General features: G+C 74.2%; 26 protein-coding genes and 1 pseudogene. 17 read left to right on the plus strand and 10 right to left on the minus strand.

The features are described from left to right. On the plus strand, nt 1-1,922 hold a 1,922-nt coding region (locus MY520_RS25650), incomplete at its 5' end, for an NlpC/P60 family protein (protein ID WP_436695527.1). 79 nt (nt 1,923-2,001) lie between these two features. On the opposite strand, the gene MY520_RS25655 is transcribed toward MY520_RS25650, so the two are convergent. From MY520_RS25655 to MY520_RS25695, 9 genes are all read right to left on the minus strand, one after another. Next, nucleotides 2,002-2,751: a hypothetical protein gene (locus MY520_RS25655; RefSeq protein ID WP_436695528.1), complete on the minus strand. Its 750-nt coding sequence runs from the start codon at nt 2,749-2,751 to the stop codon at nt 2,002-2,004. Then, a complete protein-coding gene (locus MY520_RS25660) occupies nt 2,748-3,092 on the minus strand; it encodes a hypothetical protein (protein WP_436695529.1) in 345 nt (114 codons plus the stop codon). Before MY520_RS25660 ends, MY520_RS25655 begins: the two co-directional genes overlap by 4 nt. A gap of 131 nt (nt 3,093-3,223) precedes the next feature. Further along, the gene (locus tag MY520_RS25665) at nt 3,224-4,333 is read right to left on the minus strand and encodes a flagellar biosynthesis protein FliA (protein WP_436695530.1); all 1,110 of its coding nucleotides are present in this window, start codon (nt 4,331-4,333) and stop codon (nt 3,224-3,226) included. A 112-nt stretch (nt 4,334-4,445) separates the two neighbouring features. Next, nucleotides 4,446-4,937, minus strand: a complete 492-nt coding sequence (locus tag MY520_RS25670) for a hypothetical protein (protein WP_436695531.1) — start codon at nt 4,935-4,937, stop codon at nt 4,446-4,448. Nucleotides 4,938-5,138: 201 nt separating this feature from the next. Next, nucleotides 5,139-5,432, minus strand: coding sequence for a carbon storage regulator CsrA (gene csrA / locus MY520_RS25675; protein WP_436695532.1), 294 nt, complete (start codon nt 5,430-5,432; stop codon nt 5,139-5,141). An 88-nt stretch (nt 5,433-5,520) separates the two neighbouring features. Continuing rightward, on the minus strand, nt 5,521-5,925 hold the full coding sequence (gene fliW, locus MY520_RS25680; protein ID WP_436695533.1) for a flagellar assembly protein FliW: 405 nt from the start codon (nt 5,923-5,925) through the stop codon (nt 5,521-5,523). A 16-nt stretch (nt 5,926-5,941) separates the two neighbouring features. After that, nucleotides 5,942-6,841, minus strand: a complete 900-nt coding sequence (flgL, locus tag MY520_RS25685) for a flagellar hook-associated protein FlgL (protein ID WP_436695534.1) — start codon at nt 6,839-6,841, stop codon at nt 5,942-5,944. A 4-nt stretch (nt 6,842-6,845) separates the two neighbouring features. Further along, nucleotides 6,846-8,249 carry a flagellar hook-associated protein FlgK gene (gene flgK / locus MY520_RS25690; RefSeq protein WP_436695535.1) on the minus strand — a complete coding sequence of 468 codons (1,404 nt, stop codon included), beginning with the start codon at nt 8,247-8,249 and terminating at the stop codon, nt 6,846-6,848. Nucleotides 8,250-8,322: 73 nt separating this feature from the next. Further along, nucleotides 8,323-8,808 carry a flagellar protein FlgN gene (locus tag MY520_RS25695; protein ID WP_436695536.1) on the minus strand — a complete coding sequence of 162 codons (486 nt, stop codon included), beginning with the start codon at nt 8,806-8,808 and terminating at the stop codon, nt 8,323-8,325. 175 nt (nt 8,809-8,983) lie between these two features. Between MY520_RS25695 and MY520_RS25700 the strand changes: the two genes are divergently transcribed. The 6 genes from MY520_RS25700 to MY520_RS25725 all read left to right on the plus strand — a co-directional run bounded on the left by MY520_RS25700 (nt 8,984) and on the right by MY520_RS25725 (nt 14,650). Next, entirely contained in the window at nt 8,984-9,898 is a 915-nt protein-coding gene (locus MY520_RS25700; RefSeq protein WP_436695537.1) for a sigma-70 family RNA polymerase sigma factor, read from the plus strand. Between the two features lie 62 nt (nt 9,899-9,960). Beyond that, nucleotides 9,961-11,034 (plus strand): hypothetical protein, encoded by a 1,074-nt coding sequence (locus MY520_RS25705; protein WP_436695538.1) that lies wholly within the window; start codon nt 9,961-9,963, stop codon nt 11,032-11,034. 161 nt (nt 11,035-11,195) lie between these two features. Continuing rightward, nucleotides 11,196-12,377 carry a flagellin gene (locus MY520_RS25710; protein ID WP_436695539.1) on the plus strand — a complete coding sequence of 394 codons (1,182 nt, stop codon included), beginning with the start codon at nt 11,196-11,198 and terminating at the stop codon, nt 12,375-12,377. Between the two features lie 89 nt (nt 12,378-12,466). Beyond that, on the plus strand, nt 12,467-13,840 hold the full coding sequence (gene fliD, locus MY520_RS25715; protein WP_436695540.1) for a flagellar filament capping protein FliD: 1,374 nt from the start codon (nt 12,467-12,469) through the stop codon (nt 13,838-13,840). A 70-nt stretch (nt 13,841-13,910) separates the two neighbouring features. Further along, the gene (gene fliS / locus MY520_RS25720; RefSeq protein WP_436695541.1) at nt 13,911-14,297 is read left to right on the plus strand and encodes a flagellar export chaperone FliS; all 387 of its coding nucleotides are present in this window, start codon (nt 13,911-13,913) and stop codon (nt 14,295-14,297) included. After that, the gene (locus tag MY520_RS25725; protein ID WP_436695542.1) at nt 14,294-14,650 is read left to right on the plus strand and encodes a hypothetical protein; all 357 of its coding nucleotides are present in this window, start codon (nt 14,294-14,296) and stop codon (nt 14,648-14,650) included. Before fliS ends, MY520_RS25725 begins: the two co-directional genes overlap by 4 nt. Nucleotides 14,651-14,687: 37 nt before the next feature. On the opposite strand, the gene MY520_RS25730 is transcribed toward MY520_RS25725, so the two are convergent. Continuing rightward, complete coding sequence (locus MY520_RS25730; RefSeq protein ID WP_436695543.1) at nt 14,688-15,668, minus strand: hypothetical protein; 981 nt, start codon at nt 15,666-15,668, stop codon at nt 14,688-14,690. Nucleotides 15,669-16,099: 431 nt separating this feature from the next. Between MY520_RS25730 and flgB the strand changes: the two genes are divergently transcribed. From flgB to MY520_RS25780, 10 genes and pseudogenes are all read left to right on the plus strand, one after another. Next, nucleotides 16,100-16,447 carry a flagellar basal body rod protein FlgB gene (gene flgB / locus MY520_RS25735; protein WP_436695544.1) on the plus strand — a complete coding sequence of 116 codons (348 nt, stop codon included), beginning with the start codon at nt 16,100-16,102 and terminating at the stop codon, nt 16,445-16,447. Nucleotides 16,448-16,451: 4 nt separating this feature from the next. Then, nucleotides 16,452-16,850, plus strand: coding sequence for a flagellar basal body rod protein FlgC (flgC, locus tag MY520_RS25740; RefSeq protein ID WP_436695545.1), 399 nt, complete (start codon nt 16,452-16,454; stop codon nt 16,848-16,850). A 5-nt stretch (nt 16,851-16,855) separates the two neighbouring features. Further along, nucleotides 16,856-17,182 carry a flagellar hook-basal body complex protein FliE gene (gene fliE, locus MY520_RS25745; protein WP_436695546.1) on the plus strand — a complete coding sequence of 109 codons (327 nt, stop codon included), beginning with the start codon at nt 16,856-16,858 and terminating at the stop codon, nt 17,180-17,182. Next, entirely contained in the window at nt 17,182-18,768 is a 1,587-nt protein-coding gene (gene fliF / locus MY520_RS25750; RefSeq protein ID WP_436695547.1) for a flagellar basal-body MS-ring/collar protein FliF, read from the plus strand. Before fliE ends, fliF begins: the two co-directional genes overlap by 1 nt. After that, nucleotides 18,765-19,847: a flagellar motor switch protein FliG gene (gene fliG, locus MY520_RS25755; RefSeq protein WP_436695548.1), complete on the plus strand. Its 1,083-nt coding sequence runs from the start codon at nt 18,765-18,767 to the stop codon at nt 19,845-19,847. Before fliF ends, fliG begins: the two co-directional genes overlap by 4 nt. After that, nucleotides 19,831-20,625: a FliH/SctL family protein gene (locus MY520_RS25760; protein ID WP_436695549.1), complete on the plus strand. Its 795-nt coding sequence runs from the start codon at nt 19,831-19,833 to the stop codon at nt 20,623-20,625. The genes fliG and MY520_RS25760 overlap by 17 nt, the downstream gene beginning before the upstream one ends. Before the next feature lie 5 nt (nt 20,626-20,630). Beyond that, nucleotides 20,631-21,926: a FliI/YscN family ATPase gene (locus MY520_RS25765; protein WP_436695552.1), complete on the plus strand. Its 1,296-nt coding sequence runs from the start codon at nt 20,631-20,633 to the stop codon at nt 21,924-21,926. A 31-nt stretch (nt 21,927-21,957) separates the two neighbouring features. After that, nucleotides 21,958-22,410, plus strand: a complete 453-nt coding sequence (locus MY520_RS25770) for a flagellar export protein FliJ (RefSeq protein WP_436695550.1) — start codon at nt 21,958-21,960, stop codon at nt 22,408-22,410. Then, the gene (locus tag MY520_RS25775) at nt 22,398-23,342 is read left to right on the plus strand and encodes a transglycosylase SLT domain-containing protein (RefSeq protein WP_436695551.1); all 945 of its coding nucleotides are present in this window, start codon (nt 22,398-22,400) and stop codon (nt 23,340-23,342) included. Before MY520_RS25770 ends, MY520_RS25775 begins: the two co-directional genes overlap by 13 nt. Beyond that, nucleotides 23,339-23,750: pseudogene (locus tag MY520_RS25780) on the plus strand (hypothetical protein); the annotation flags it as partial. The gene MY520_RS25775 and the pseudogene MY520_RS25780, both read left to right, overlap by 4 nt.

Raw genomic sequence — 23,750 nt, forward strand, 5'->3', positions numbered from 1 at the left:
CCCCCTCGGCCGCCGCCCGCCAGGCGGCGCTGATCGCCGCGGCCCGCGAGGCCGCGGCCACCCGCCGGTCCCCCACCGGCACACCGCGACCCCCGGTCACCCCGCAGGAGGCCGCCGCGCTGCGCGCCGTCCTCGCGGCCCGGAGAGCCGGATCCGGCGCACCGGGCGCGGCCCGGGGTCGCCGCCGCCCTCCGCCTCCGCGTCGCCGCCCGGCCGAGCGGACCGTCCGGCGGCGGCTCGCGGCCGGACACGGGACGCGCTGGCGGCTGCGGGGGTCCCTCGCGGCGCTGGGCCTGGTGCTGCCCCTGGTGGCCGGCCTGCTCTGGCCCGCCACCCAGCCCGTCGGGTCGGCCGCCGAGCCGAGCGACGCGCACAGCCTCGCCCTGGCCGCCCACGGCACCCTCCTGGACGCCGCCGACCGCTACCGCTCGCTGGAGCGGGACCTGGCCGCGCGCCGGGCCGAGCTGCAGGTCGCCCGGACGGCGGAGGCGGCAGCGCGGGAGCGGCTGGCCGCGGAACAGGCCGCCGTCGGGACCCGCGCCGCCGACCTCTACCGGGCTCCGGCCGAGCAGCGGGACCCGCTGCTCGGGCTGAGCGTGCGCACGCCGTCGGCCACCTCCGACGTGCTCTACCGCGCGGCGCTGGACGACCGGGGGAAGGGCGAGCTGGAGTCGACCGTGGTCCGCGCCGCACGGGCCGAGCGCGACCTCGACCTCGCCACCCGGCGGGTCGCCGTCGCCGCGGCCGCCGTCGCCGCCGTGGAGGATGGGGCCACCGCCGTCCTGGCCGACGCGCGGGACGTCACCGCCGGCCTGCGCCCCGACGTCGCCGCCCAGCTGGCCGCCCTCGGCACCGCACCCGCGACCGCCGCCCAGGTGGAGATCAACCAGGAGGCCGTGCGCCGCTGGCAGGAGTACCTCGGCGTCCTCGCCGGAGCGGGGATCGAGCCGCCGCCGGCGGCGTCGCTCGCCGACCCCGCCGGCCTGCCGACCGGCCTCGCCCCCGCTCTGGACGGCGCCGGCCGGCCCGTCCCCGGCGTGGCGTGGGCGATCGCGGGCAACCGGCCGGTCACCGTGCTGTCGGCGGAGACCGTGGCCGCCGTGAGCAGCGCGCTCGCCCAGGTGGGCAAGCCCTTCGTGCCGGGCGGCACCGGTCCCGACACCTACGACTGCGGCGGCCTGGCCGCCACCTCCTGGCTGCTCGCCGGGCACGCCCTGCCGGCCGGCTCGGCCGACCAGTGGGCCCGGGGGGCGGCCGTCCCCCTCTCGCAACTGCAGGTCGGCGACCTCGTGTTCGCCGACGGTGGCACGGACGTCGGGATCCACCTCGGCGAGGGGCAGGTCGTGGCCGCCTCGGCGGCCACGTACCAGGTCGGCGTCCGCTCGATGCCCGACGCCGTGGGCGCCGTGCGGGTCACCCTGGCCGCTCCCGCGCAGCCCAACGCCGCGCTCCCGGCCGGTACCGCGGGCCGTGGCTCCTGCGCGGCACCGCCGGTCCCCGCTGGGCCGGTCAGCCCGGCGTGGGGCGGCTGGTCCAACGGGACCATCCCCTTGGCGGCGCTCTGCTCGATCACCCGGGGCCACGCCCTGCGCTGCGACGCCGCGGCGGGTTACGCCGGGCTGGCGGCCGCCTTCGAGACCGTGTTCGGCCGCACGCTGTGCATCACCGACTCCTACCGGTCCCTGCCCGCGCAGGTCACCGCGTTCAGGACGAAGCCGGGCCTGGCCGCCGTCCCGGGGACGTCGAACCACGGGTGGGCGCTCGCGGTCGACCTGTGCGGCGGGATCAACGTCGCCGGGACGCCGCAGTCGGCCTGGATGGCTGCCAACGCGGGCCTGTTCGGGTTCGTCCAGCCGGACTGGGCGCGACCGGGCGGCGAGAAGCCCGAGCCGTGGCACTGGGAGTTCGGCCTGCTGGCCTGAGCGCACCGGCCGATCGGACTCTCGGCGCGGAAAGTCCGTACCCGGCGCGCACTCTCGGCGCCGAGAGTCCGCGCTGGGCTCAGATCCAGCGCAGGTCGGCCAGCCGGGACCACGGCAGCCGCAGGCACGGCTCCCCGGTCTCGCCGGCCAGCCGGGCCGCGACCGCGGACGGGGCACACGCCACCGGCGAGCGCGGGGTGACGACGACGTGCAGGTCGCTGACGTCGAGACCGGCGCCCACCAGCCGGACCAGCAGCCGCTCGGGCATCGCGAGCGCCGCGGAGGCCAGCAGCGGCACCTCGGGGTGGGACCACAGCGCCACCGGGCCCTCGAGCCGCAGCACGCCGTCCACCGCACCGGCGCGGGTGACCGACGCCGTCCGGACGGCGTCCACACCGGAGCGCCCGAGGCCGGCCGACGGGGTCCACGGCAGCGCCAGGGGGCCCCGGCGGACGACGACCCGCCAGCCGACCGCGGACTCGCTGCCGTCGGTCCAGTCGAGCACCGCGACGCCGGCGTCCGCGGCGGCGGCGTCCGGCACGGGGCGGGCCTCGACCCAACCGGCGAGCGCGAGCGCGACCGCCTCGGGCGTCGCGGGGACCCGCGCGTCGGTCAGGTCCTCGGCCAGGTCGCGCAGCGGCGTGCGGAGCCGCCGTTCGGCCTCCTCCAGCACGATCACCGGGCCGTCCGCGCGGTCCTCGACCACGCGGACGGCGAGGGTGGGCGTGGTGAGCGCGGGCAGCACGTCGTCGGCGGCCCGTCGCAGGTCGGCCACGGTCACCGGCGCCGGGCGCAGCCGGGAGAGCAGTCCCGTGGCGCCCGGCCTCACGAACGGCCTCCGAGGAGGGCCGACCGCAGCGCCGGCGGCAGCGTGGGGAGCGCCAGCACGCTGGCCAGCTCCCCTGCCGACAGCCGCACCGGCAGGACGTCGGGGTCCCAGCCGGTCACCCGGCGGACCCGGGCCGCGGGGGCCGGCCACACCGTGTCGCGGACGGTCGCCACGTGCAGCTCGGTCAGCACGTCGGAGAGGTGGATGGCCGCGACCGGGTGCAGGCCAGGGTCGTCGAGCGCGGTCCGGACCACCGAGGACAGCTGTCCCCGGTCCGCCCCGGCCAGCCAGTGCGGCACCAGGACGTCGGGGGCCGGCTCACCGGCGGTGAGCGCGCTCACCGGACACCTCGCGGACCACGCACGGGTCCGCGGTTCCGGTGGCGACCCGTGCGACCCATCACGCCAGTGATATCGGCAGGCGCGGAGGGCAATCGACCCGTCCGAGCCCGCTTTTCCACCGACGGAACGCCTCAGTCCGCGAGCTCGGAGAGCCGCTGCTTGAGGACGCGCTCCACCCGGTCGGCGTGCACGTTCATGTTGCGCACCGAGGTGCCGAGGTCGGCCGACAGCTGGGTCTTGGTCTTCCCGCCCCACGTCGTGAGGTACCACGTCGCCCAGCCCAGGACGTTGGGCTGGCCGGCCCGCTGGTCCGGCCGGGCGGTGGGGTCCGGGGCGCAGGCGACGGTCAGCGCGTGCGAGAGCAGCGTCTGCTCCGCCTCGCCCATGATCTCGTCCGGCGCCTCGCTGGTGTCCGGCAGCATGATCTCCGTCGCGTCCGGCCCGCCGTCGAGGGACTGCAGGTTGCGCAGCCCGCTGAGCGTCGCGACCGTCTGCGAGTTGCGGCGCAGCGTGGCCACGCTCTGGCCCATGTAGGCGGCCAGCTCCTTCTCGCTGGGCTTGCGCTGGTGCTCCACGAGGAAGGCCGCGATCGCCTTCTGCTGCTTGTGCTCGGTGTCGGCGGCGGTGCGGCCGTGGGCGTTGCGCCCGAGGTCGTGCACCCACTTCGACAGCTGGGTGGCCAGGAAGGCCCCGAAGGGGACGCCCTTGGTCTCGTCGTACTGCCCGACCGCCTTGAGGATCCACTCGCTGACCTGCTGGGTGAGGTCGTCGGGGTCGGGCAGGTGCAGCCGGATGGTGCTCATGTTCCGCTGCAGTCGCTTGAGGCTGACCGGCAGGTAGTGCCGGCACAGCTCGTCCAGGTACGCCGGCGGCAGGTCCCGCGGCGCCCGGCGCCGGACGTCGGTCTCGGCGCGCAGGCCGACCGTGGTGCAGCCGCGCCCGGCGCACCAGGCGCGGATCCAGTCGGCGAGCACGTGGGCCGAGCCGCAGGCGCCGTCCACCCGGTACAGGCCCTCGCCCTGGTCGAAGCTGACCGTGACGCCGTCGGGCAGGTCGCGGCGGAACTCCGCCAGCGGCAGCTCCCGGTCGACCCGGAAGTGCACCCGGTCGCGGGGGGTGATCGGGGCGAGGATCCAGCCCTCGGCCTCGGGGATGCCGCCGAACACCAGCGGTGCGCGGTTGCGCGCGGCGGCGGCGCGGTCGGCGGGGGCGTCGATCGTGGTGGGGACGAGCTGGGGCACCGGAACTCCTGAGCGACTGTGGGGAAGACAGACGGCGGCCCCGTCCAGGGGCCCGGCCCCGTCCCGAGGCTCGCCGCGAGCCTGCGAGCGGTGAGGAGGACGGGGTCCTTCGTCAGGCGAGGATCTGCTCGGCCGGGCGGGCCTGCCGCGGCGCGGGCAGGGCCGCGGCCAGGACGCCGGCCGCCGGCGCGGCGCCGGTGGCGGGGCCGGACACCAGGCGGGCCATGAGGTCGGCCGCGGCGGCGCGCTCGGCACCGCTCGGCTCGACGGTGTAGACCGGCATGTGGTCGTACAGCGACGTGAAGAGCTCGCTCACGAAGGCGTAGGCGGCCTGGGCCTGCGGCGAGAACCGGGCGACGGCGGCGCGCGGGCCGAGTTCGACGCCGATCGTCACGCGGACGACGCGGTCGTCCTTGCTGACGCCGCTGAGCTCGAACGACACGTCCGGGTGACCGCCGGCCAGCTCGGCCAGCGCCGCCAGGCACCGCCGGGTCGAGCCACGACGGGGCCGCAGCTGGACGTGGACGACCACCGTCTCCTGGTCCCCGGTGGCGGCGGTCGGAGTGGCGTCGGTGCCGGACCCGTTGACTGCGCTGTGTTGCATGTTCATCGCCCCCTGTGACGTGCTTGGGGCAACTGTCGCGCATCGAGTGCCCGGAAAGGGCACAACACTCGCTGTGCGGTACGCAGTTGTCGGGCGGCCTCTTCGGCAGGTCTTGCCCGTGTCGTGGCCCTTCCGACGACCACGGATGCGGTCGTCGGCACATCTCGCCAGTGCCGGGGGGTGCGCTCCCGACCAGATGTGTCAGCCGGCGGCGCCCTCCGTGACCGTTCCGTGATCCGCGGGGGCAACTGCCTCGGGGGTGTCGGCCGGCGCCGGAGCGAACGCGGCCAGTGCACCCAGGGTGTCGGCGGTGACCTGGGCGGCCAGGAGGTTGGCCTCGGCGATCTGCCGGTAGACCTCCTCGCGGTGGATGGTCACCTCGCGGGGGGCCTTGAAGCCCAGGCGGACGGTGCCGCCCCGGACCTCGACGACGTGGACCTCGATGTCGTCGCCGATGCGGATGGTCTCGCCGACGCTGCGGGTGAGAGTGAGCACGTGAACCCCTCCATGGGTGTGGGTGTGCCGTCCGTGGCTGGTGGATGGGAAGACGGCCGGAGCGGACCGCTTGAGGCCGCCCCAGTGGTTATCGGCGCAGGGGGCGCCGGATCGGATGCGTTGCGTCGGTCAGCACCGCCTGGGCCGCCCGCCAGTTGGCCGGGTTGACCACCAGCGGGGCACGCAGGTTGGCCGTCGCGGCGGCCGGACCCTCCGGCGGCACGGTGACCAGGCAGTACAGACGGGCCTCCGCGGGGTGCTCGAGACCGAGGTCGGCGCAGACCGCGGCCGGCAACGCCGGCGCGTAGTCCGGGAAGTACATGCCCGGGTCGATGGCGAGGAACCGCGGCCCGTCGGGCGACATGGACTGCAGCCAGAACAGCCGCCCGTCGCCGTCGGCGGTGACGAGCACGTAGTCCCGGTGTCCGGGGAAGCCGGCCAGGGGCTCGGTGAGGCCGAGCAGCGGCAGCGTGGCGACGGCAGCGAGGGTCATGACGGCGGTCCCCCGGTCAGCGCAGGAAGTCGACGAGCGACGGCTGCAGCGCCTTGGCGGTGGCGGACAGCGCGGCCTCGTAGCCGACCTTCTGCATCGACAGCTCCATGATCGTCTTGGGCAGGTCGACGTTCTCGGTCTCGGCCAGCCGGCTGGAGAGGGTCAGCGAGCGGTCGGTGGTCACCTGGGCCGCGTTCTCGATGCGGGTGGCCCGCGCACCGACGTCGGCCAGCGCCGCCAGCATCGTGTCGCGCACCCCGTCCAGGGCGGTGAGCCCGTCGGCGAGGTCGTCGGTGCTCGGCGGGTCGGACCGCAGGGCCGCCGAGATGTCGTCGAGCACCTGGAACAGGCTGTCGCCGGACTCCGTCACGAGGGCCTCCGCGCCGGTGATGTCGACACGCACGCGTTCGGTGTCCGACACCCGGCGCCACACGTTCAGGTCGTCCTTGCCGGTGCCCTGGTAGACGCCGCTGTCGTCGAACGCGATCGACCCGGTCGTGACCCCGCCGAACAGCGGACGGCCCTGCAGCTTCTGGTTGGCCAGGTCGAGCAGGCTCGCCCTCAGCTGGTCGACCTCGGTGGCGATGACCTCCCGGGAGGAGGCGCCGAGGGCGCCGGCGTTGCTGCCCTGCACGGTGAGGTCCCGCACCCGGCGCACCTGGTCGAGCATGGTGGTGAGGGCCGAGTCGCTGGCCTGCAGCTGGGTCTTCGCGTCGGTGATGTTGCGGCCGTACTGGTCGGTGGCCGCGATGTCCCCGCGGGTCTGCATGGCCCGGTTGGTGCCGGTCGGCGAGTCCGACGGCGCGTTGATCAGCCGGCCGGAGGTGAGCTGCTGCTGCAGCCGGCCGACCGCGTCCAGGTTGCGGTTGAGCCCCTGGAGGCTGGTGAGCGCGACGGCGCGCTGGGTGATGCGCATCAGGTCAGCGCCCCACGACGCCGGTGCGGTTGATCAGCACGTCGAGCGACTCGTCGATCGCGGTCACCATGCGCGCCGCCGCCGAGTAGGCGTGCTGGAACTGGAGCATGTTCGACATCTCCTCGTCGAGGTTCACGCCGGCCACCGACTCGCGGGCGGCGTCGACGTTCGTGGTGATGACCGTCTGGATGTCGAGGTTCCGGCTGCTGACCGCCGCGTTGACGCCCAAGGCGACGATGTTCTTGCGGTACAGCGCGTCGGCGCTCGCCGGATCGGTGCGCAGGTTCGCGATCAGGTCGGCGATCTCCGCGTCGGTGCTCCCGGCCTCCTGGGCGGCGGCGACCTCGTCCGGCCCGATCGCCGGGTTCAGCCGGATGCTCGCCGCGGTCACCGAGGTGGCCGGTGGCGCGGCGTCGAACAGCGGGAGGCCGGTCGATCCGGAGACGCCGTGGCCGGTCACGTGGACGGCGTTGACCTGCGTGGCCAGCAGGCTCGCGACGTCGTCGAGCTGCTGGCGCGCGGTCGGCAGGATGTCGGCGAGGACCGTGATCTGGCCCGCCGCGGTCCCGCCGACGCCCAGCGTGGTGCCACCGGACGCCGTGACGACCCGGGGGGCGCCGTCGGCGGTCAGCGCGTCGGGTTCGCGCGCGCCCTCGACCGCCAGCCTGGTGGCCGTCGCACCGGAGACGAGGGTGACCCCGCCGACGAACACGGTGAGGGAACCGTCGTCGGCCGGGCGGACCGTGGCCCCCACGGACTCCGCGAGCTGCAGCACGAGGACGTCGCGCTGGTCGGCGAGCTCGTTGGCCGGCTTGCCGTCCAGGGTCGCCCGCAGGATCGAGTCGTTGAGCTTGGCGACGTCGCCGGCGACGGCGTTCACCTCGTCGACGAGGGCGACCAGGTTCTCCTGGCTCTGCGCCCACTGGCCGTCCATCGCCGACCGCGCCGCCTGGAAGCCGCTGACCAGCGTGCCGATCCGCTGCAGCAGCTGGCTGCGGGCCGCGTCGTCCGTGGGGTGGTTGGCGACGTCACCCCAGGCCGCCCACACGTCGGAGAGCTGGCTCTGGATGCCGGTGTCACCCGGCTCGCGCAGCGCCTGCTCGATCAGCCCGTAGGCGTTGGCCTCGGCGGTGAGCTGCGCGGTCTTGCCGTACTCGGCGTGCGCGCGCCCCTCGAGGAAGGCGTCCCGGATGCGGTTGACCTGGTCGGCCGAGACACCGGAGCCGATGCCGCTGCTCACCGAGTAGAAGGCCGGGACGGGGGTTCCGCCGACCGCCTGCAGGTCGACCCGCTGACGCGAGTAGCCCGCGGTGTTGACGTTGGCGATGTTCTGGCCGGTGACGTCGAGCCCGCGGCGCTGCGCCCAGAGGGCCGTCGTCGCCGTGTTCAGCCCCGAGAAGGTACTCACTTGGACTCCTCGCTGGCGCTCGTCGTCTGCGTTCGCAGCCCGCTGTGCTCAACCTGTGAGCTCGCACGCTCGCTCACAGTGCGCCGTCCAGCGTGACCGCGCGGGCGGACCGCGCCGTCGTCCGGCCGGTCGCGCCGTAGGTGCCGGCCGACGGGGACTTCACCGACAGCAGCGCCTCGCCGATGGCGGCCAGCCCACCCTCGATCAGCTCGCGGTTGGCGTCCGAGAGGCCGCGGAGCTCGGTGACCAGGACCAGCAGCGCCTCGTGGTGCTTGGCGTAGAGGTCGTTCCACGGTGCGGGCGCGGCCTCGGCGAGCTTTCGCAGTGACGGATTGGCACCCACCCCGAGACCCGCGGCGAGCACCTCGGTCACGGCGGCGCGCTCCACCTCGAGGGTGCGCAGCTGGTCGAGGACGACCTCGATCTCGTGCGCGATGCGCGCCAGCCAGCGGGTCTTGCCCGTGACGATGAGGTACTGCTTCTCCTCGGCCTTGAACAGGAGCAGGTCGAGCAGCTCCTGCTCCCGCCACAGCAACGTCGACAGGTGCTGGTAGTCCACGCCCGTCACCGTCCTTCCGTCTTCTCCCCGTGGCAGACGTCGGAGCTGCCAGCGGGTTCTTGCTCCTGCCATCGGCACCCCGGAGGGAGGCCTCAAGCCGAGGCACTCAAGTCGGGGCGAGAACGTGCCGACGGGGTAGGTCCCGTCCGGGCTCCGGGCTGCCGAGGAAGGAGGCGTGACACCATCGAGTGCCCCGGCGACCGAGCGGAACCCGGCCCCCCGGCCCCCCGTGCGCGGCGTGCCGGGCAGGGACGTCGACGCCCTCGTGACCGAGCACCTGCCGCTCGCCGCGTTCGCCGTCAACGCAGTGGCCTCCCGCATCTCGCTACCCAGCCACGTCAGCCGCGAGGACCTCGTGTCCTGCGCGAAGGTGGCGCTGGTCGAGGTGGCGCGCCGGTTCGATCCCGAGGCGGGGGCCTCGTTCGCCACCTACGCCCTGGCCCGCCTCCAGGGCGCCGTCCTCGACGAGCTGCGCTCGGGCGACTGGGCCAGCCGGAGCGTCCGGGCCGCCGCCCGGCGCACCGACGCCGCGGCCGACGCCCTGGCCATGTCGCTCGGTCGCCCCCCGACGCGCGAGGAGCTCGCGGCCAGCCTGGGCGTCCCGCGCAGCGAGCTGGAGTCGCTGCAGGTCGACGTCCACCGCGCGGTGATGGTGAGCATCGACGCCGACTCCGGGCCCGACGGCACCAGCCTCGACCTGCCCGACACCGGGGAGTCCCCGGAGCGGGCGCTGCTGCGCAGCGAGCGGTCCCGGTACCTGCAGGATGCGATCCGGGCGCTGCCCGACCGGCTCGACGAGGTCGTCGAGCGCAACTTCTTCGGCGGGGAGTCGCTCACCGACATCGCCGCCGACCTCGGCGTCACCCTCTCCCGCGTCTCCCAGATGCGGGCCCGCGCGCTCACCCTGCTGCACGCCGCCATGAGCGAGGTGTGGGAGGGCAAGGCGGTCCCGGCCGACGGCGGGGTGCGCGCCCGGAACCAGCAACGCTCCTACGTCGACCGCGTCGCCGGCCGCAACGCCCCGCCCCTCCCCCACCCCCGCGACATGCGGGCCGTCGGCGACCGCTACCGGGCGGCCCGACCGGCCTGAGCCGGGCCCCACCGCCATCCCAGCGACGTCGAGGCAGCCGCCTCGGGAAGGTCAGACCATCCATGAAGGTGCTGGTCATGCACGCCGGGCAGGACGCCCAGGACTACTACCGCGTCCGCGAGCCCATCCGCGCCATCCGCGAGGCCGGACTCGGCGTCGAGATCGAGACGACTCGCGGCATCGAGACGATGGTGCGCCCGGACCCCGACGGCGGTGAGGGCGAGGTCTACGACGCCGACGCCCGCGGTGCCGACGTCGTGGTGCTGCAGCTGCCCAAGACGGTCGCGATGCTGCAGACGATCCGCGTCCTGCAGGACCAGGGCGTCGCCGTCGTCGTCGAGATGGACGACCTGCTCTCCGCCGTCCCCTACGGACACCTCGGCCACGAGGCGCTGGTCCGCAAGGGCATGGGCCGTCGCGCCGCCGAGTGCGCCCGCGAGGCCGACCTGGTGACGACGACGACACCGGCGCTGCTGGCCGAGTACGCCCCGCACGGGCGCGGTGCCGTCGTCCCCAACGCCGTCCCGCGGCGGATCGCCGAGCTGCCGCCGGCCTGCGAGCGCCGGCCCGAGGTGGTGACGGTGGGCTGGACCGGCAGCGTGGTGACCCACCCGTACGACCTGCAGGAGGTGGGATCGGGCCTGCAGCAGGCCCTGGACCGCACCCGGGGTCGCAGCCGCTTCACCGTCATCGGTGGGGCGTGGGACGTGCAGAAGCGGCTCGGGCTCTCCGAGGCACCCGGCGAGCTGCCGTGGGTGGACGGCGTCGACGAGTACAGCACCGCCGTCGGCGAGCTGTTCGACATCGGGATCGCGCCCCTGCGGATCGACCGGTTCAACACCTCCAAGAGCTGGCTGAAGGCCATCGAGTACGCCGCGCGCGGCGTCTGGTTCGCCCGCTCCCCCAGCCCCGAGTACGAGCGGCTGGGGCTGGGCCGGCGCGCCCGCAACGCCAAGGACTGGGCCAAGGCCCTCACCACCGCCATCGACGACGCCGACCGGCGCCGCGAGCAGGCGATCGCGAACCGCGAGGCCGTGCTGGCCGGGCACCTGACCGAGCACACCGCCGAGCGCTGGGTGGCCGCCTGGCAGCGGGCGCTGGACCACCGGGCGAGCAGCCGGCGCAGGTACGCCTGACCCCACCTCGAGGAGGCGAGCGGCACGGACGGGTGAGAACCGCCGGAATTCCTCGCGGTTCGCCTCAAGTCCGGTGCGCACCCGGCCGTAGAGAACCCCGTAGGGCCCCGCAGCACGGATGCAGCGGGAAATGAACCAGACCCCTTCCAAGGAGGAACACCATGGGTCTCAGCGTCAACAACAACATCGCGGCGATGAACTCGTACCGCAACCTGTCGATCACCGACGGGCAGATGAGCAAGTCGCTGGAGAAGCTCTCCTCCGGCTTCCGCATCAACCGTGCGGCGGACGACGCCGCGGGTCTGGCCATCTCCGAGGGCCTGCGCTCGCAGATCGGTGGCCTCAAGGTCGCCGTCCGCAACACCCAGGACGGCGTCTCGGTCGTGCAGACCGCTGAAGGTGCGCTCACCGAGACGCACAAGATCCTGCAGCGCATGCGCGACCTGACCGTCCAGGCCAGCAACGGCGGTGGGCTCAACGACGACGCCAAGAAGAACATCCAGTCGGAGATCGGCCAGCTCAAGAACGAGCTGACCCGCATCGCCGACACGACGACCTTCAACGGCACGAAGCTGCTCGACGGCAACTACGACGGCAGCTTCCAGGTCGGCGCCAACGTCGGCGAGTCCATCAAGGTCAAGGTCGGCACCGCGATGAGCGCCACCGGCCTCAGCGTCGACGGCGTGGACGTCACGGCATCGGCCGCCGGCATCTCCGCCACCGTCGTCGCCGCCGCCACCGCCTCGGCTGCCGGAAGCGCGTCCACCATCACGATCGCCTCCGGTACCGCGAACCCGGCCCTGGCCGAGGACTTCGCCAAGCTGAACGGGTCGATCACGAAGGACGGCAAGACCCTCGACCTGTCGTCGGTCGTCTACGGCGACAGCGACAGCGCCTCCACCCGTCTCGCCACCCTGAACACCGCGCTCGACAACGCCTTCGGTGCCGCCAACATCCAGGCGGCGGTCACCGGTGGCCAGCTGGTCATCACCGGCAACAACCCGGGAGCCAACGCCACCACGGAGAACCTGGCGAAGGCGCAGCTCACCTTCACCCAGTCCACGGGTGCGAGCGAGGGCCTCAAGAAGATCGACGCGGCGATCAAGACGGTGTCGAACACGCGGGCCGACCTGGGTGCCATCCAGAACCGGTTCGAGCACACCATCAGCAACCTGAACGTCGCCGTCGAGAACCTCTCGGCGTCGGAGAGCCGGATCCGCGACACGGACATGGCCCAGGAGATGACCAACTTCACCCGGACCCAGATCCTGACCCAGGCCGGCACCGCCATGCTGGCCCAGGCCAACCAGGCTCCGCAGGGCATCCTGCGTCTCCTGGGCTGATCCGCCCCAGCTCCACCTGGTGAGGGGGGAGGCCTGCGGGCCTCCCCCCTCACCGCACCACTGCACCCCAACGACCAGGAGGTCCCGGTATGGCCGGCATGAGCTTGAGCGTCGGCCTGATCTCGGGCATGGACACCGCCTCCCTCATCAGCCAGCTGATGCAGGTCGAGGCCAACCCGCAGACCCTCCTGCGGAACAAGCTCGTCGCCACCAACAGCGACGCCAGCGGCTACCGCGCGGTCAACCTCCGGTTCGACTCGCTGAGCAGCGCGGCCGCGGCCTTCTCCAGTGACGCGACCTGGACCGCCGCGAGGGCCAGCAGCTCCAACGGCACGGTGACGGCGACCGCCGGCGCCGGCGCGCTCGCCGGGTCGCTCACCTTCACGGTCGACACGCTCGCGACCTCGCACGCGCTGCGCAGCGCCGCCGTGTTCACCGCTCCGGCCGGCAAGACCGCCGCCGCCGACACCGACTTCGGCGCCACCTCGATCGACATCAAGGTCGGCAGCACGACCACCTCGATCGCCCTCGACACCGACGGCGGCGGCACGGCGACGCTGACCGAGGCGGCCGCCGCGATCAACGCCAAGACCGAGCTCGGGCTCACTGCCACCGTCGTCCAGGTCGCCGAGGGCCAGTACCGCATGCAGTTGAGCACCAAGACCGCCGGCACCGCCGGCGTCTTCGAGGTGACCAGCGGCCCCGGCTTCACCGAGCTCACCAAGGGCACCAACGCGCAGCTGACGATCGGCTCCGGCACCGGTGCCTACACCGTCAGCTCGTCGAGCAACACCTTCTCCGGCCTGCTCTCCGACACCACGATCACCGTGGCCAAGGCCGGCGAGACCGCCACGGTCGCGGTGGCCCGCGACGCCGACGCCACCGCCGCCAAGGTGCAGGCACTGGTCGACGCGGCCAACAACGCGCTGCAGGTCGTCACGGACTACACCGCCAAGGACAGCACCACCGCGACGCTGAAGGGCGACAGCACGCTGCGCACCCTGTCCGGCCGGGTCCTCGACGTCGTCTCCGGCGGCATCGGCGGCGAATCCGCCGCCACCTACGGGATCCAGCTCACCAAGGACGGCAAGCTCAAGTTCGACAAGGCCGCGTTCCTCGCCGCGCTCGCCGAGGACCCCGCCGGCACCCGCGACTTCCTGACGGCGACGTCCGGCACGGGGACCAGCGCCGAGCCGGTGGGCCTGGCCGCGAAGATCGAGGCGCTGGCCAAGTCCGCGTCGGACGGCACGACCGGCACGCTGACCCTGCTGGCCAAGAGCAGCGACGCCAGCGCGAAGGACCTCGAGGCGCGCATCGCCGACTGGGACACCCGGCTGGCACTCCGCAAGGAGACCCTCACCCGCCAGTTCACCGCGATGGAGACCGCTCTCGGCACGCTGCAGAACCAGTCGAGCTGGCTGGCCGGCCAGCTCGCCGGCCTGCCGACCTGGTCCTCCTCCTGAGCCTCCTGAGCCCCCCGACGTCCCCCACCGACGCCGCTCCCCCGACGTTGACCCTGGAGACCCGCACCCCATGAGCACTGCCTCGCTCCGCGCCCGCTACATGGGCGACACCGTCACGACGTCCTCCCCGCAGCGGTTGCTGGTCATGCTCTACGACCGGCTCGCCCTGGACCTCGAGCGCGCCGGCAGCGCCCTCGCCGGCGGTGACCGCGAGCAGGCGAGTGAGCAGCTGCAGCACGCGCAGGAGATCGTGCTCGAGCTGCGCAGCAGCCTGCAGGTCGAGGCGTGGGAGGGCGGGCCCCGGCTGGCCGCTCTCTACACCTGGCTGATCGGCGAGCTCGTGCAGGCCAACGTCAAGGGCGACCGCAACCGGGTGGCCTCCTGCCTGCAGGTCGTCGAGCCGCTCCGCGACGCCTGGCGGCAGGCCGCCGCCTCGCTCGCCGCCACCCCGGCATGACCACCGACCGTCCCTCCCCCGGCGCGGACGCGGTCCCGTCGGCCGAGTGGGCGACCGTCCTCGACGACCTCGAGGGCGAGGTGCTCGCCGCCGAGGCGAGCATGGACACCGACCGCGCCGACGAGGTCGAGGCCTGGGGACGGCGGGTCCAGGACTGGGTCCCGCCCACCGGGCTCGGCCCCGTCCCGGCCGACCTGCGGGAGCGCGCCGCCCGCCTGCTCCAGCACCAGCTGGCCGTCGCCGAGGCACTGGTCGAGGCCATCATCCAGTCCCGCAAGCAGCGGGACGTCGCGGCCCGCATGACCTACGCCCCGGCCCGCCCGGCGGCCTCGTTCTTCGACCGCGCACTCTGAGGCCGGCCCGGCGCACCGCCGGGCCGGCCTCCGCGCGTCAGGCAGCCTGCCGCTGTCCCCGGAGCCGGCGCACCTGCTCGCGCAGCTCCTCGCGCTCGCCGCTGATCCGCGCCCGGAAGGGCTCCTGCTCCGCCCAGAACCGCCCCGGTTCGGCCTGCACGGCGGCGACCCGCCGCGCCAGCTCGCCGGAGTGCACGTCCGCCTCGTCGAACCGGAAGAAGTCGGGCACGGGGAAGTCCCCGGCGAACCGGCCGGCCCCGAGCCGCCGCACGAAGACGACGGCCCCGCTGGCCGCGGCCTCCCGCGGGAGGCGGTCCTTGCCGGGCAGATGACCGAAGTCGACGTACACCATGGTCGAGCGGAGCAGGTCGACGATCTGCGGCTTGGACATGCCCTGGATGGGCGCCGCCCGCAGCCCGGGGCTGCCCCCGAAGAACGCCGCCGCGAGATCGGCGCCCTTGGCCGGGTTGTAGGCCACCGCCGGCTCCGGGTTCGGTCCCGTGGACGGCACGGCGGTGAACCGCGGGTCGGTGAAGTCGCCCAGCGGGTAGCTGGCCGGGACGCCGACGCCGCGCAGGAAGTCCTCGGCGTACGCGCTCTGGTGGAAGTGCCGCACCGAGCGGTCGGCGAACAGCGACCGGCGGGCCGCCTCCCCGACACCGAGCAGTCCGTTGTCGACCGACAGCCACCAGACGGCCACGCTCGCACCCGGGATCGACGCGGCCTGGAGGGCCAGCACCTCCGGCAGCACCACCAGGTGGTGGCGGCGGAGCAGCGCCTGCCGGCAGACCACCGGCTCGTAGTGGGCGAACTCGGTGAGGCACGGGTTCTCCGCCGGCGGCGTGACCTCCAGCCGGCTGCCGTCGATGCGCAGGCCGCCGCCCGCGCCGTAGTACGCGATGTCGGCCGGCAGACCCTCCTGGTTGAGCACCTGGGCGGCCTGGTGGACGGCCTCCGGGCCGCCCGTCAGCAGGGCGGGACAGAGGAACGTCACGCGCTTCACGAACTTGATGCTCAAACGGGGCTCTTCCTCCCGACCCGGCCGTCGCGGCCCGGTCCCTCCCGGTTCGCCGCCGCACCCGCAGGGCGCCCGCGGCGAACGTGACTCCCCCCGAGCGTCACCCCTCGGCGTGCCGGGGCCCCCGCGCGACACCCGGTCGAGGGGCAGACGCGGGCTCACCGACCCCATCCGCACCAGCCCCGACGCCGGGCGCCCTCGCGGCCCCCACCTGTCACATCCGCACGTCCCGCCCCGCCGGTCCCCTCCCGCCCCTGCCGTCACCCGAGTGCCCGAGATCGGTCACGGGGACCGCCGGGGGCGCCGATGAGGGGTGAGCACGGACAGCACAGCCCTCGCCACGGATCGGCGGACCCCTCACTCGCTCGCGAGTGTCTCCTGCGTACCCGGAGGCCGATCGTGTCCTGCCGCCCTGCCCGCACCACCGTCCGATGATCGGCGACGTCACCTCGACGACCCTGCACGCCGCCCTGGCCGGCCTGGCCTCGCGGCAGCGCGTCACCGCCGACAACATCTCGAACATCAACACGCCCGGCTTCCTGGCCGGCCGGGTCGACTTCGAGTCGGGTCTGCGCGGCGCCCTGTCCAGCGGCCAGACGCCGGTCGTCACCGGCGGCACCACCGCCCGCTCGCTCGAGCCGACGAACACCAACGGCAACAACGTCAACCTCGACGCCGAGACGGTGATCGCGACCGAGACCGGACTGCGCTACCAACTGGCCCTCAACGCGCTCGACGGCAAGTACACCGTCATGCGCACGGCCCTGCGGACGGCGTGACGCGGTGTTCGACAGCCTCAACATCTCCGGCTCCGGCCTGCTCGCGCACCGCAAGTGGCTCGACGCCGTCTCGGACAACATCTCGAACATCAACACGGTCACCAGCACCGACGAGGCCGCCTTCCAGGAGCGCCTCGTCGTCGCCCAGGCCGTGGACTACGGCTCCGGCGAGGGCGGCGTCCGCGTCGCCAGTGCGGAGCTCGGCAGCGCCGAGGGCCGGCTGGTCCACCAGCCCGACCACCCCCTGGCCGACGCGGAGGGCTACGTCCGCTACCCCGACATCGACCTCGGGGAGCAGATGACCAACCTCCTCATGGCCCAGCGCGGCTACCAGGCGAACCTCGCCGTGGTCGAGCGCGCGACGAACGCGTACCAGGCCGCTCTCCAGCTCGGGAAGGGCTGATCCCCATGACCTCCCCCATCGGCGGCATCTCCGCCGCGCTGCCCACGCTGCCGACCTTCGGTGTCAGCGCGGCCGACGCGGCAGCCGGCACCGCGGCGACGTCGCCGGCCTCCGGCGACTTCGCCTCGGTGCTGGCGTCGTCGTTCGACGAGCTGCAGGCCACCCAGTCGGCCTCCGACGACCTGGCCACCCAGGCCGCCACCGGCGACCTGCGCGACGTGCACGACTACATGATCGCGGCGAACGAGGCGAAGCTCGCCACCGAGATGGTCGTGACCCTCAAGAACAAGGCCGTTGAGGCCTTCACCGAGATCATGAGGATGCCGGTCTGATGCCTGCCGCCCTCGCCGGGCCGCTGGAGCGCATCCGCTCCACGCTGTCCACGATCAGCCTCGGTCAGAAGGTCGTCATCGGCCTGCTGGCCGTCGGGCTGCTCCTCGGCGGGTTCTTCTTCGTCCGGTGGAGCACCGCCCCGACGATGGCGCCGCTGTTCTCCAACCTCGCGTCGACCGACGCCTCGGCGATCGTCGACGAGCTCAACGCGGCCGGCGTCGCCTACGAGCTCGCCGACGGTGGCGGGACGATCATGGTCGCCAACGACCAGGTCTACGACCTGCGCCTCTCGATGAGCGGCAAGGGCCTGCCCGCCGGCTCCGAGACCGGCTACGCGCTGCTCGAGGAGTCGGGCATCACCACCAGCGAGTTCCAGCAGCAGGTGCAGTACCAGCGCGCCATCGAGGGCGAGCTCGCCAAGACGCTGGAGTCGCTCGAGGGGGTCCGCTCGGCCGTCGTCCACGTGGCGCTGCCGGAGGACGAGGTCTTCGTCAGCGACGAGTCCGAGCCGACCGCGTCGGTGCTGCTCGACCTGGCGCCCGGCACGACGCTCTCCGGTGAGCAGGTGCAGGCGGTCACCAACCTCGTCTCGTCGAGCGTCCAGGACATGGACGCCGAGCAGGTCACCGTGGCCGACTCCACCGGCAAGGTCCTGTCGGCCCCCGGCCAGGGCGTGACCGCCGCCGCCGGCGATGCCCGCTCACAGCTGGAGCAGGAGTACGAGGACCGGCTGGCCGCCAACGCCCAGGTGATCCTCGACCGGGTCCTCGGCCCCGGCCGCGCCCAGGTGTCCGTGCGCGCCGACCTCGACCTGTCGCAGCGCGACACGACGTCGACGACCTACACCTACCAGGAGGGCACCCCGCCCATCTCGGAGAGCACCAGCACCGAGGACTACACCGGCACCGGTGCCGCCGTCGGCGGCGTCCTCGGGCCGGAGAACCAGACCGACGCGGGGGGCACCGGGGACTCCACGTACAACAAGGAGTCCACGACCTCGAACAACGCCGTCGGGGAGACCGTCGAGACCGTCCAGGGCGCGCCCGGTGCGATCAACCGGCTCACCGTCTCGGTGGTCATGGACCAGGCCGTGGCCGGCAACCTCAACCAGGGCCAGGTGCAGGACCTGATCGGCAACGCTGTCGGCCTCGACGTGGCCCGCGGCGACGACATCACCGTCGCCGCCATGGCCTTCGACACGACCGCCGCCGACCAGGCGGCCGCCGAGCTGGAGGCCGCCCGCGAGGCGGAGCAGCAGGAGCAGCTCTGGTCGATGATCAAGACCGGCGGCATCGCCCTCGGCATCGCGCTGCTCGTCCTCGTCGTCTGGCTGCGCTCGCGCCGCCGCGGGGAGGACGAGGACGACTACGAGGCGCTCGAGCTGCCCGAGGACGTCATGGCCGAGCTCGACCGCATCCGGATCGAGAGCACCCGGGAGATCCAGGTCGACAACGTCCAGGCCGAGCTCGAGGCCGCCGAGCGGCAGCGGGTGCGCGGGGAGATCGCCACGATGGTCAGTGAGAAGCCCGACGAGGTCGCCGCCATGCTGCGCGGCTGGCTCACCGAGAGCGGAGCCAAGTCATGACGCTCGCGAGCGTGGAGCAGATGGTCGGGATCTCCCCGACCGCGCAGACCGCCGTCCTGCCGGCGATCCGGCAGCGGCCCGCCATGCCCGGCCTCCGCAAGGCCGCGGTGTTCATCGCCCAGCTCAGCCGGGAGGAGGCCGGTGCCCTGCTGGCCCAGATGCGCCCGCGGGAGGTCGAGCAGATCACCCGCGAGCTCATGAGGCTGGGCACCGTCGAACCCGACGACGTGGACGGCGTGCTGGAGGAGTTCCACCACCTCATGTCCGCGCAGCGGTTCGTGGGGCGCGGCGGCATCGACTTCGCCCGCGAGATCCTGGCCGCCGGTCTCGGCGAGGACAAGGCCGAGGGCATCCTGTCCCGGCTGAACGTCGTCTACTCCGAGGTGCCGTTCTCCTCGCTGCGCAACGCCGACGTCCGGCAGCTGGTGACGTTCCTCAAGGACGAGCACCCGCAGGTCATCGCGCTCGTGCTGGCCCACCTCACGGCCGCCCAGTCGGCCGAGGTGCTCTCCGGCTTCGGCCCGGAGCAGCAGGCGCTGGTCGCGCACCGCATCGCCACGATGGACCGCACCTCCCCGGAGATGGTCCGGCTGGTCGAGGAGGAGCTGGGCCGCCGCATGGGCTCGCTGCTGGCGCACCAGGACATGAGCACCGTCGGTGGCGTCGAGACCCTGGTCGAGATCATCAACCGCTCCCCGCGGCCGACCGAGCGCTCCATCCTCGAGTGGCTGGACAACACCGACCCGGAGCTGGCCGACCAGGTCCGCTCGCAGATGTTCGTCTTCGAGGACATCGTCACCATCGACGACCGCTCGCTGCAGCTGGTGCTGCGCGAGGTCGAGGCCAACGACCTGGCGACCGCGCTCAAGGGCGTGCGCCCCGACGTGCGCGACAAGGTGGTCCGGAACCTCTCCGAGCGTGCCGCGGAGAACCTCGCCGAGGAGATCGAGCTGCTCGGCCCGGTCCGCACGCGGACGGTCGAGGAGGCCCAGGGCAAGGTCGTCAGCGTCATCCGCACGCTCGAGGAGCAGGGCGCGCTGACCATCTCGCGTGGGGGCGACGATGAGTTCGTCGCCTGACGACGGCCGATCGGCGAGGAGACCGCCCGACGCCGCCCCCCGGCGGGTGTCCGCGCTGCTGCGCGGCGCGTCCGCCGAGGCGGCGGCGCCCTACCGCGCCGCCGTCCCCGGGCCGCGGGCCGCCGACCAGCCGGTCGTCGAGCGGCGGACGTCGATCCGCCGCGCCGCCGACATGCCGGTGCCGGCCAACCGGCCCTCGTTCCGGCTCGGCGACGTGTACGCCGAGGAGCTGGCCCGGCTGCGCGAGCACGCGCACCGCGAGGGCTACGCGGCCGGGCACGCCGAGGGCCTGGTGGCCGCCGCCGACGTCGTCGCCGAGGCCGAGCGGGCCGCCGAGGCGCGCCTGGCCGAGGTGCAGGCGCGCTGGGAGCGGCGGCTGGTCTCGGCCACCGCGGCGCTCGGCTCGGCCGTCACCCAGCTCGAGCAGGCCACGCTGCCGGTCGCCGAGGACGTCCGCGACTCGGTGATCTCGATCGTGCTCACGCTGGTCGAGGACCTCCTCTGCCGCGAGCTCGCCCTGGCCGCGTCCCCCACGATGGACGCCGTCCGCCGGGCGCTGACGCTGTGCCCGGCCGACGCACCCACCGTCGTCCGGCTGCACCCCGACGACCTCGCCGAGATCCCGGCCGACGCGCTGACCGGGCTGCCCGGCACCGTGCGCGTGGTCGCCGACCCGTCGGTCGAGCGGGCCGGCGCGGTCGCCGAGACCGGTGTCACGCGGGTGGACGCCCAGCTGAGCACGGCGCTCGAGCGCGTGCGCGCGGTGCTCGCCCCGTGACCGGGATGGGGCTGCTCGACCGCGCCCGCGCGGCGGCCCGCCCGCAGCTGACCGGGCAGGTCGTCGGCGCCATGGGGCTCACCCTCAGCGTCGAGGGCGTCGTCGCGGCCGTCGGCGACCTCGTGGAGGTCCACCCCGGTCCGCGCGGGCTGCTGGCCGAGGTGGTCGCGGTCACCCGCGACCGGCTCACCTGCATGCCGCTGGGCGAGCTCTCCGGCGTCCACTCCGGTGCGCCCGTGCGGGCCACCGGCATGCCCCTGCAGGTGCCGGTCGGGGAAGCGCTGCTCGGCCGGGTCCTCGACGGGTTGGGCCGGCCGGTGGACGGCGGCGCCCCGCTGGACGCCGGCCTGGAGTTCGTCGACCTGGCCAGCGAGACGCCGCACGTGCTCTCCCGCAGCCGGGTCGCCGAGCCGCTCACCTTCGGCGTCCGGGCGCTGGACACCCTCGTCCCCTGCGGCAAGGGCCAGCGGCTGGGCATCTTCGCCGGCTCCGGCGTGGGCAAGTCCACGCTGCTGTCCCAGATCACCCGGGGCACCGACGCCGACGTCCGGGTCATCGGTCTCATCGGCGAGCGTGGCCGCGAGGTCAAGGAGTTCCTCGAGGAGAACCTCGGCCCCGAGGGCATGGCCCGCACGGTCGTCGTGGTGGCCACGTCCGACGAGCCCCCGCTGGTGCGGCTCAAAGCGGCGTTCGTCGCCACCCGCATCGCCGAGGGCTTCCGCGACCAGGGCCGCGACGTGCTGCTGCTCATGGACTCGATCACCCGCACCGCCATGGCCCAGCGCGAGGTCGGGCTCTCGGCCGGCGAGCCCCCGGCGACCCGCGGCTACCCGCCGAGCGTCTTCGCGATGATGCCGCGGCTGCTGGAGAAGGCCGGCACCTCGACCACCGGGTCGATCACAGGCCTCTACACGGTGCTGGTCGAGGGTGACGACCACAACGAGCCGATCGCCGACACCGCGCGGTCCATCCTCGACGGCCACATCGTGCTGACCCGCAAGCTGGCCACCACCGGCCACTTCCCCGCCATCGACGTCCTGGAGTCGATCTCCCGGGTCGCCGGCGCGGTCGTGCCGCCGGCGCAGATGGCCGACGCGCGGGAGGTCCGGCGGCTGATGGGTGCGCTGCGCGACGTCAAGGAGCTCATCGAGATCGGCGCCTACCAGGACGGCGCCGACCCCGTGGTCGACCGCGCCCGGCACCTGGCACCGGCGATCGAGTCCTTCCTGCAGCAGTCCACCGGTGAGCTCACCCCGGCCCCCGAGGCGTGGGCCTGGCTGAACCGCATCGTCCGGTCGTGACGCGGCTCGCTGAGCCGCGCCGGGAGGTGGCGTGAAGCACGCGGCCTTCCGGCTCCAGCCGGTCCTCGAGCTGCGCCGCACCCAGGAGCGCACCGCCGCCCTCGCCGCCGCCGAGGCCGCCCGCGCCGCGGCCGACGCCGATTCGCGGGCCACCGCAGCGGAGGCGGCGGTCGGCGCCATCGTCCCGACCGGCACGACCTCCTCGGGCGCCTTCCGCGCCGCGATGGTGCTCGGCCGGGTCGCGGCCGAGGACGCCGCGGCCGCCCGCGCGCTGGCCACCGCCTCCGCCGAGCAGGCCCAGCTGGTCCGTTCCTCCTGGACCGCCGCCGCCCAGCGCACCAAGGGGCTGGAGCGGTTGCGAGAACGACACCTCGAGACGGTGCGGATCGCCGAGCAGGCTGCCGAGGAGAGGAGCGTGGACGACCTCGTCACCGGCCGCTCGAGCCGGCGCACCCCCTCGGGGGAGGCGTCGTGGACGGACTGATCGCCGTGCAGGCCCGGATCAGCGAGATCCAGACCCGCTTCCTCCCGACCGCGCGCACCTCGTCGTCGACGTGGGCCTCGGCCGCCGCCGCGGCGGGGCTGACCGGCACCACCGCCGCGCCGGCCACCGCGACCGCTCCCGCGGGCACCGCCTCGGAGAGCGCCGTCGTCGCCGAGGCCCGCAAGTACCTCGGCGTGCCCTACCAGTGGGGCGGCACCGACCCCGCCACCGGCCTGGACTGCTCGGGCTTCACCCAGCTGGTCTACGGCAACCTCGGCGTCGAGCTGCCCCGCACCTCGTCGCAGCAGGCGACCGCCGGCACCGCGGTGGCCTCGCTGGCCCAGGCCCGTCCGGGTGACCTGGTCTTCTTCGACCACTCCTCCCGGCCGGGGATCGACCACGTGGGCATCTACATCGGCGACGGCAAGATGATCGCCGCCCCGCAGGCCGGCGAGACGGTCAAGGTGCAGGACGTCGGCAGCCCCACGGTCATCCGGCGGGTGCTGCCGGCCCAGTCGGCTCCCGTCGCGAGCGCGGCGACGGGCTCGCTGGCCGGCGTCCCCTACGCGAACCTGTTCACCTCGGCCGGCGCGAAGCACGGCGTCGACCCCGCGCTGCTGGCGGCCGTCGCCTCGCAGGAGTCCGGCTTCGACGCCTCGGCGGTCTCCTCCGCCGGCGCTCGGGGCCTCATGCAGTTCATGCCCGCCACGGCCGCGGGCCTGGGCGTGAACGCCCTCGACCCGGCCTCGGCGGTCGACGGCGCCGCGCGCTACCTGAGCCAGCTCACCGAGCAGTTCGGCTCGACCGAGCTGGCCCTGGCCGCCTACAACGCGGGCCCCGGGACGGTGCGCCGGTACGACGGCATCCCGCCCTACAGCGAGACCCAGAACTACGTCCGCGCCGTGATGAGCAAGGCGGAGAGCTACCGATGACCAGTCCCGTGATGCCGGCCGCGCCGGCGGTCGCACCGGCGACGCCCGCGAGCACCGGCCCGGCGGCCGGTGGCGAGCAGTTCGCCACCGCGCTCGACGACGCCGTCGCCGACGGGCAGGGCCGCACCGGCCGCTCCCCGGCCGGGGAGTCCGAGGCGCCCGACGAGACCGCCCCCGACGCCGCCCCGGCGACGGACGACGTCCCGCCCGAGGACGCCACCGTGACCGCGGCCGGGATGCCCGCGGGCTTGTGGCTGCTCCTGCACGGTGCCGCCGCCACGCCCACGGCGCCCACCGCGGCAACCACCCCGGCTGCGGCGGGCACCCCCGCCGTCGAGGGTGCGCCGGTCGCGGCCGCGGTCGTCCCGGCGCCGGTCGCCACCGCGCCGGTGGCCGCCGCCGGCGTCG

It is taken from the genome of Geodermatophilus sp. CPCC 205506, from assembly GCF_051383635.1.
Taxonomy (GTDB): domain Bacteria; phylum Actinomycetota; class Actinomycetes; order Mycobacteriales; family Geodermatophilaceae; genus Geodermatophilus.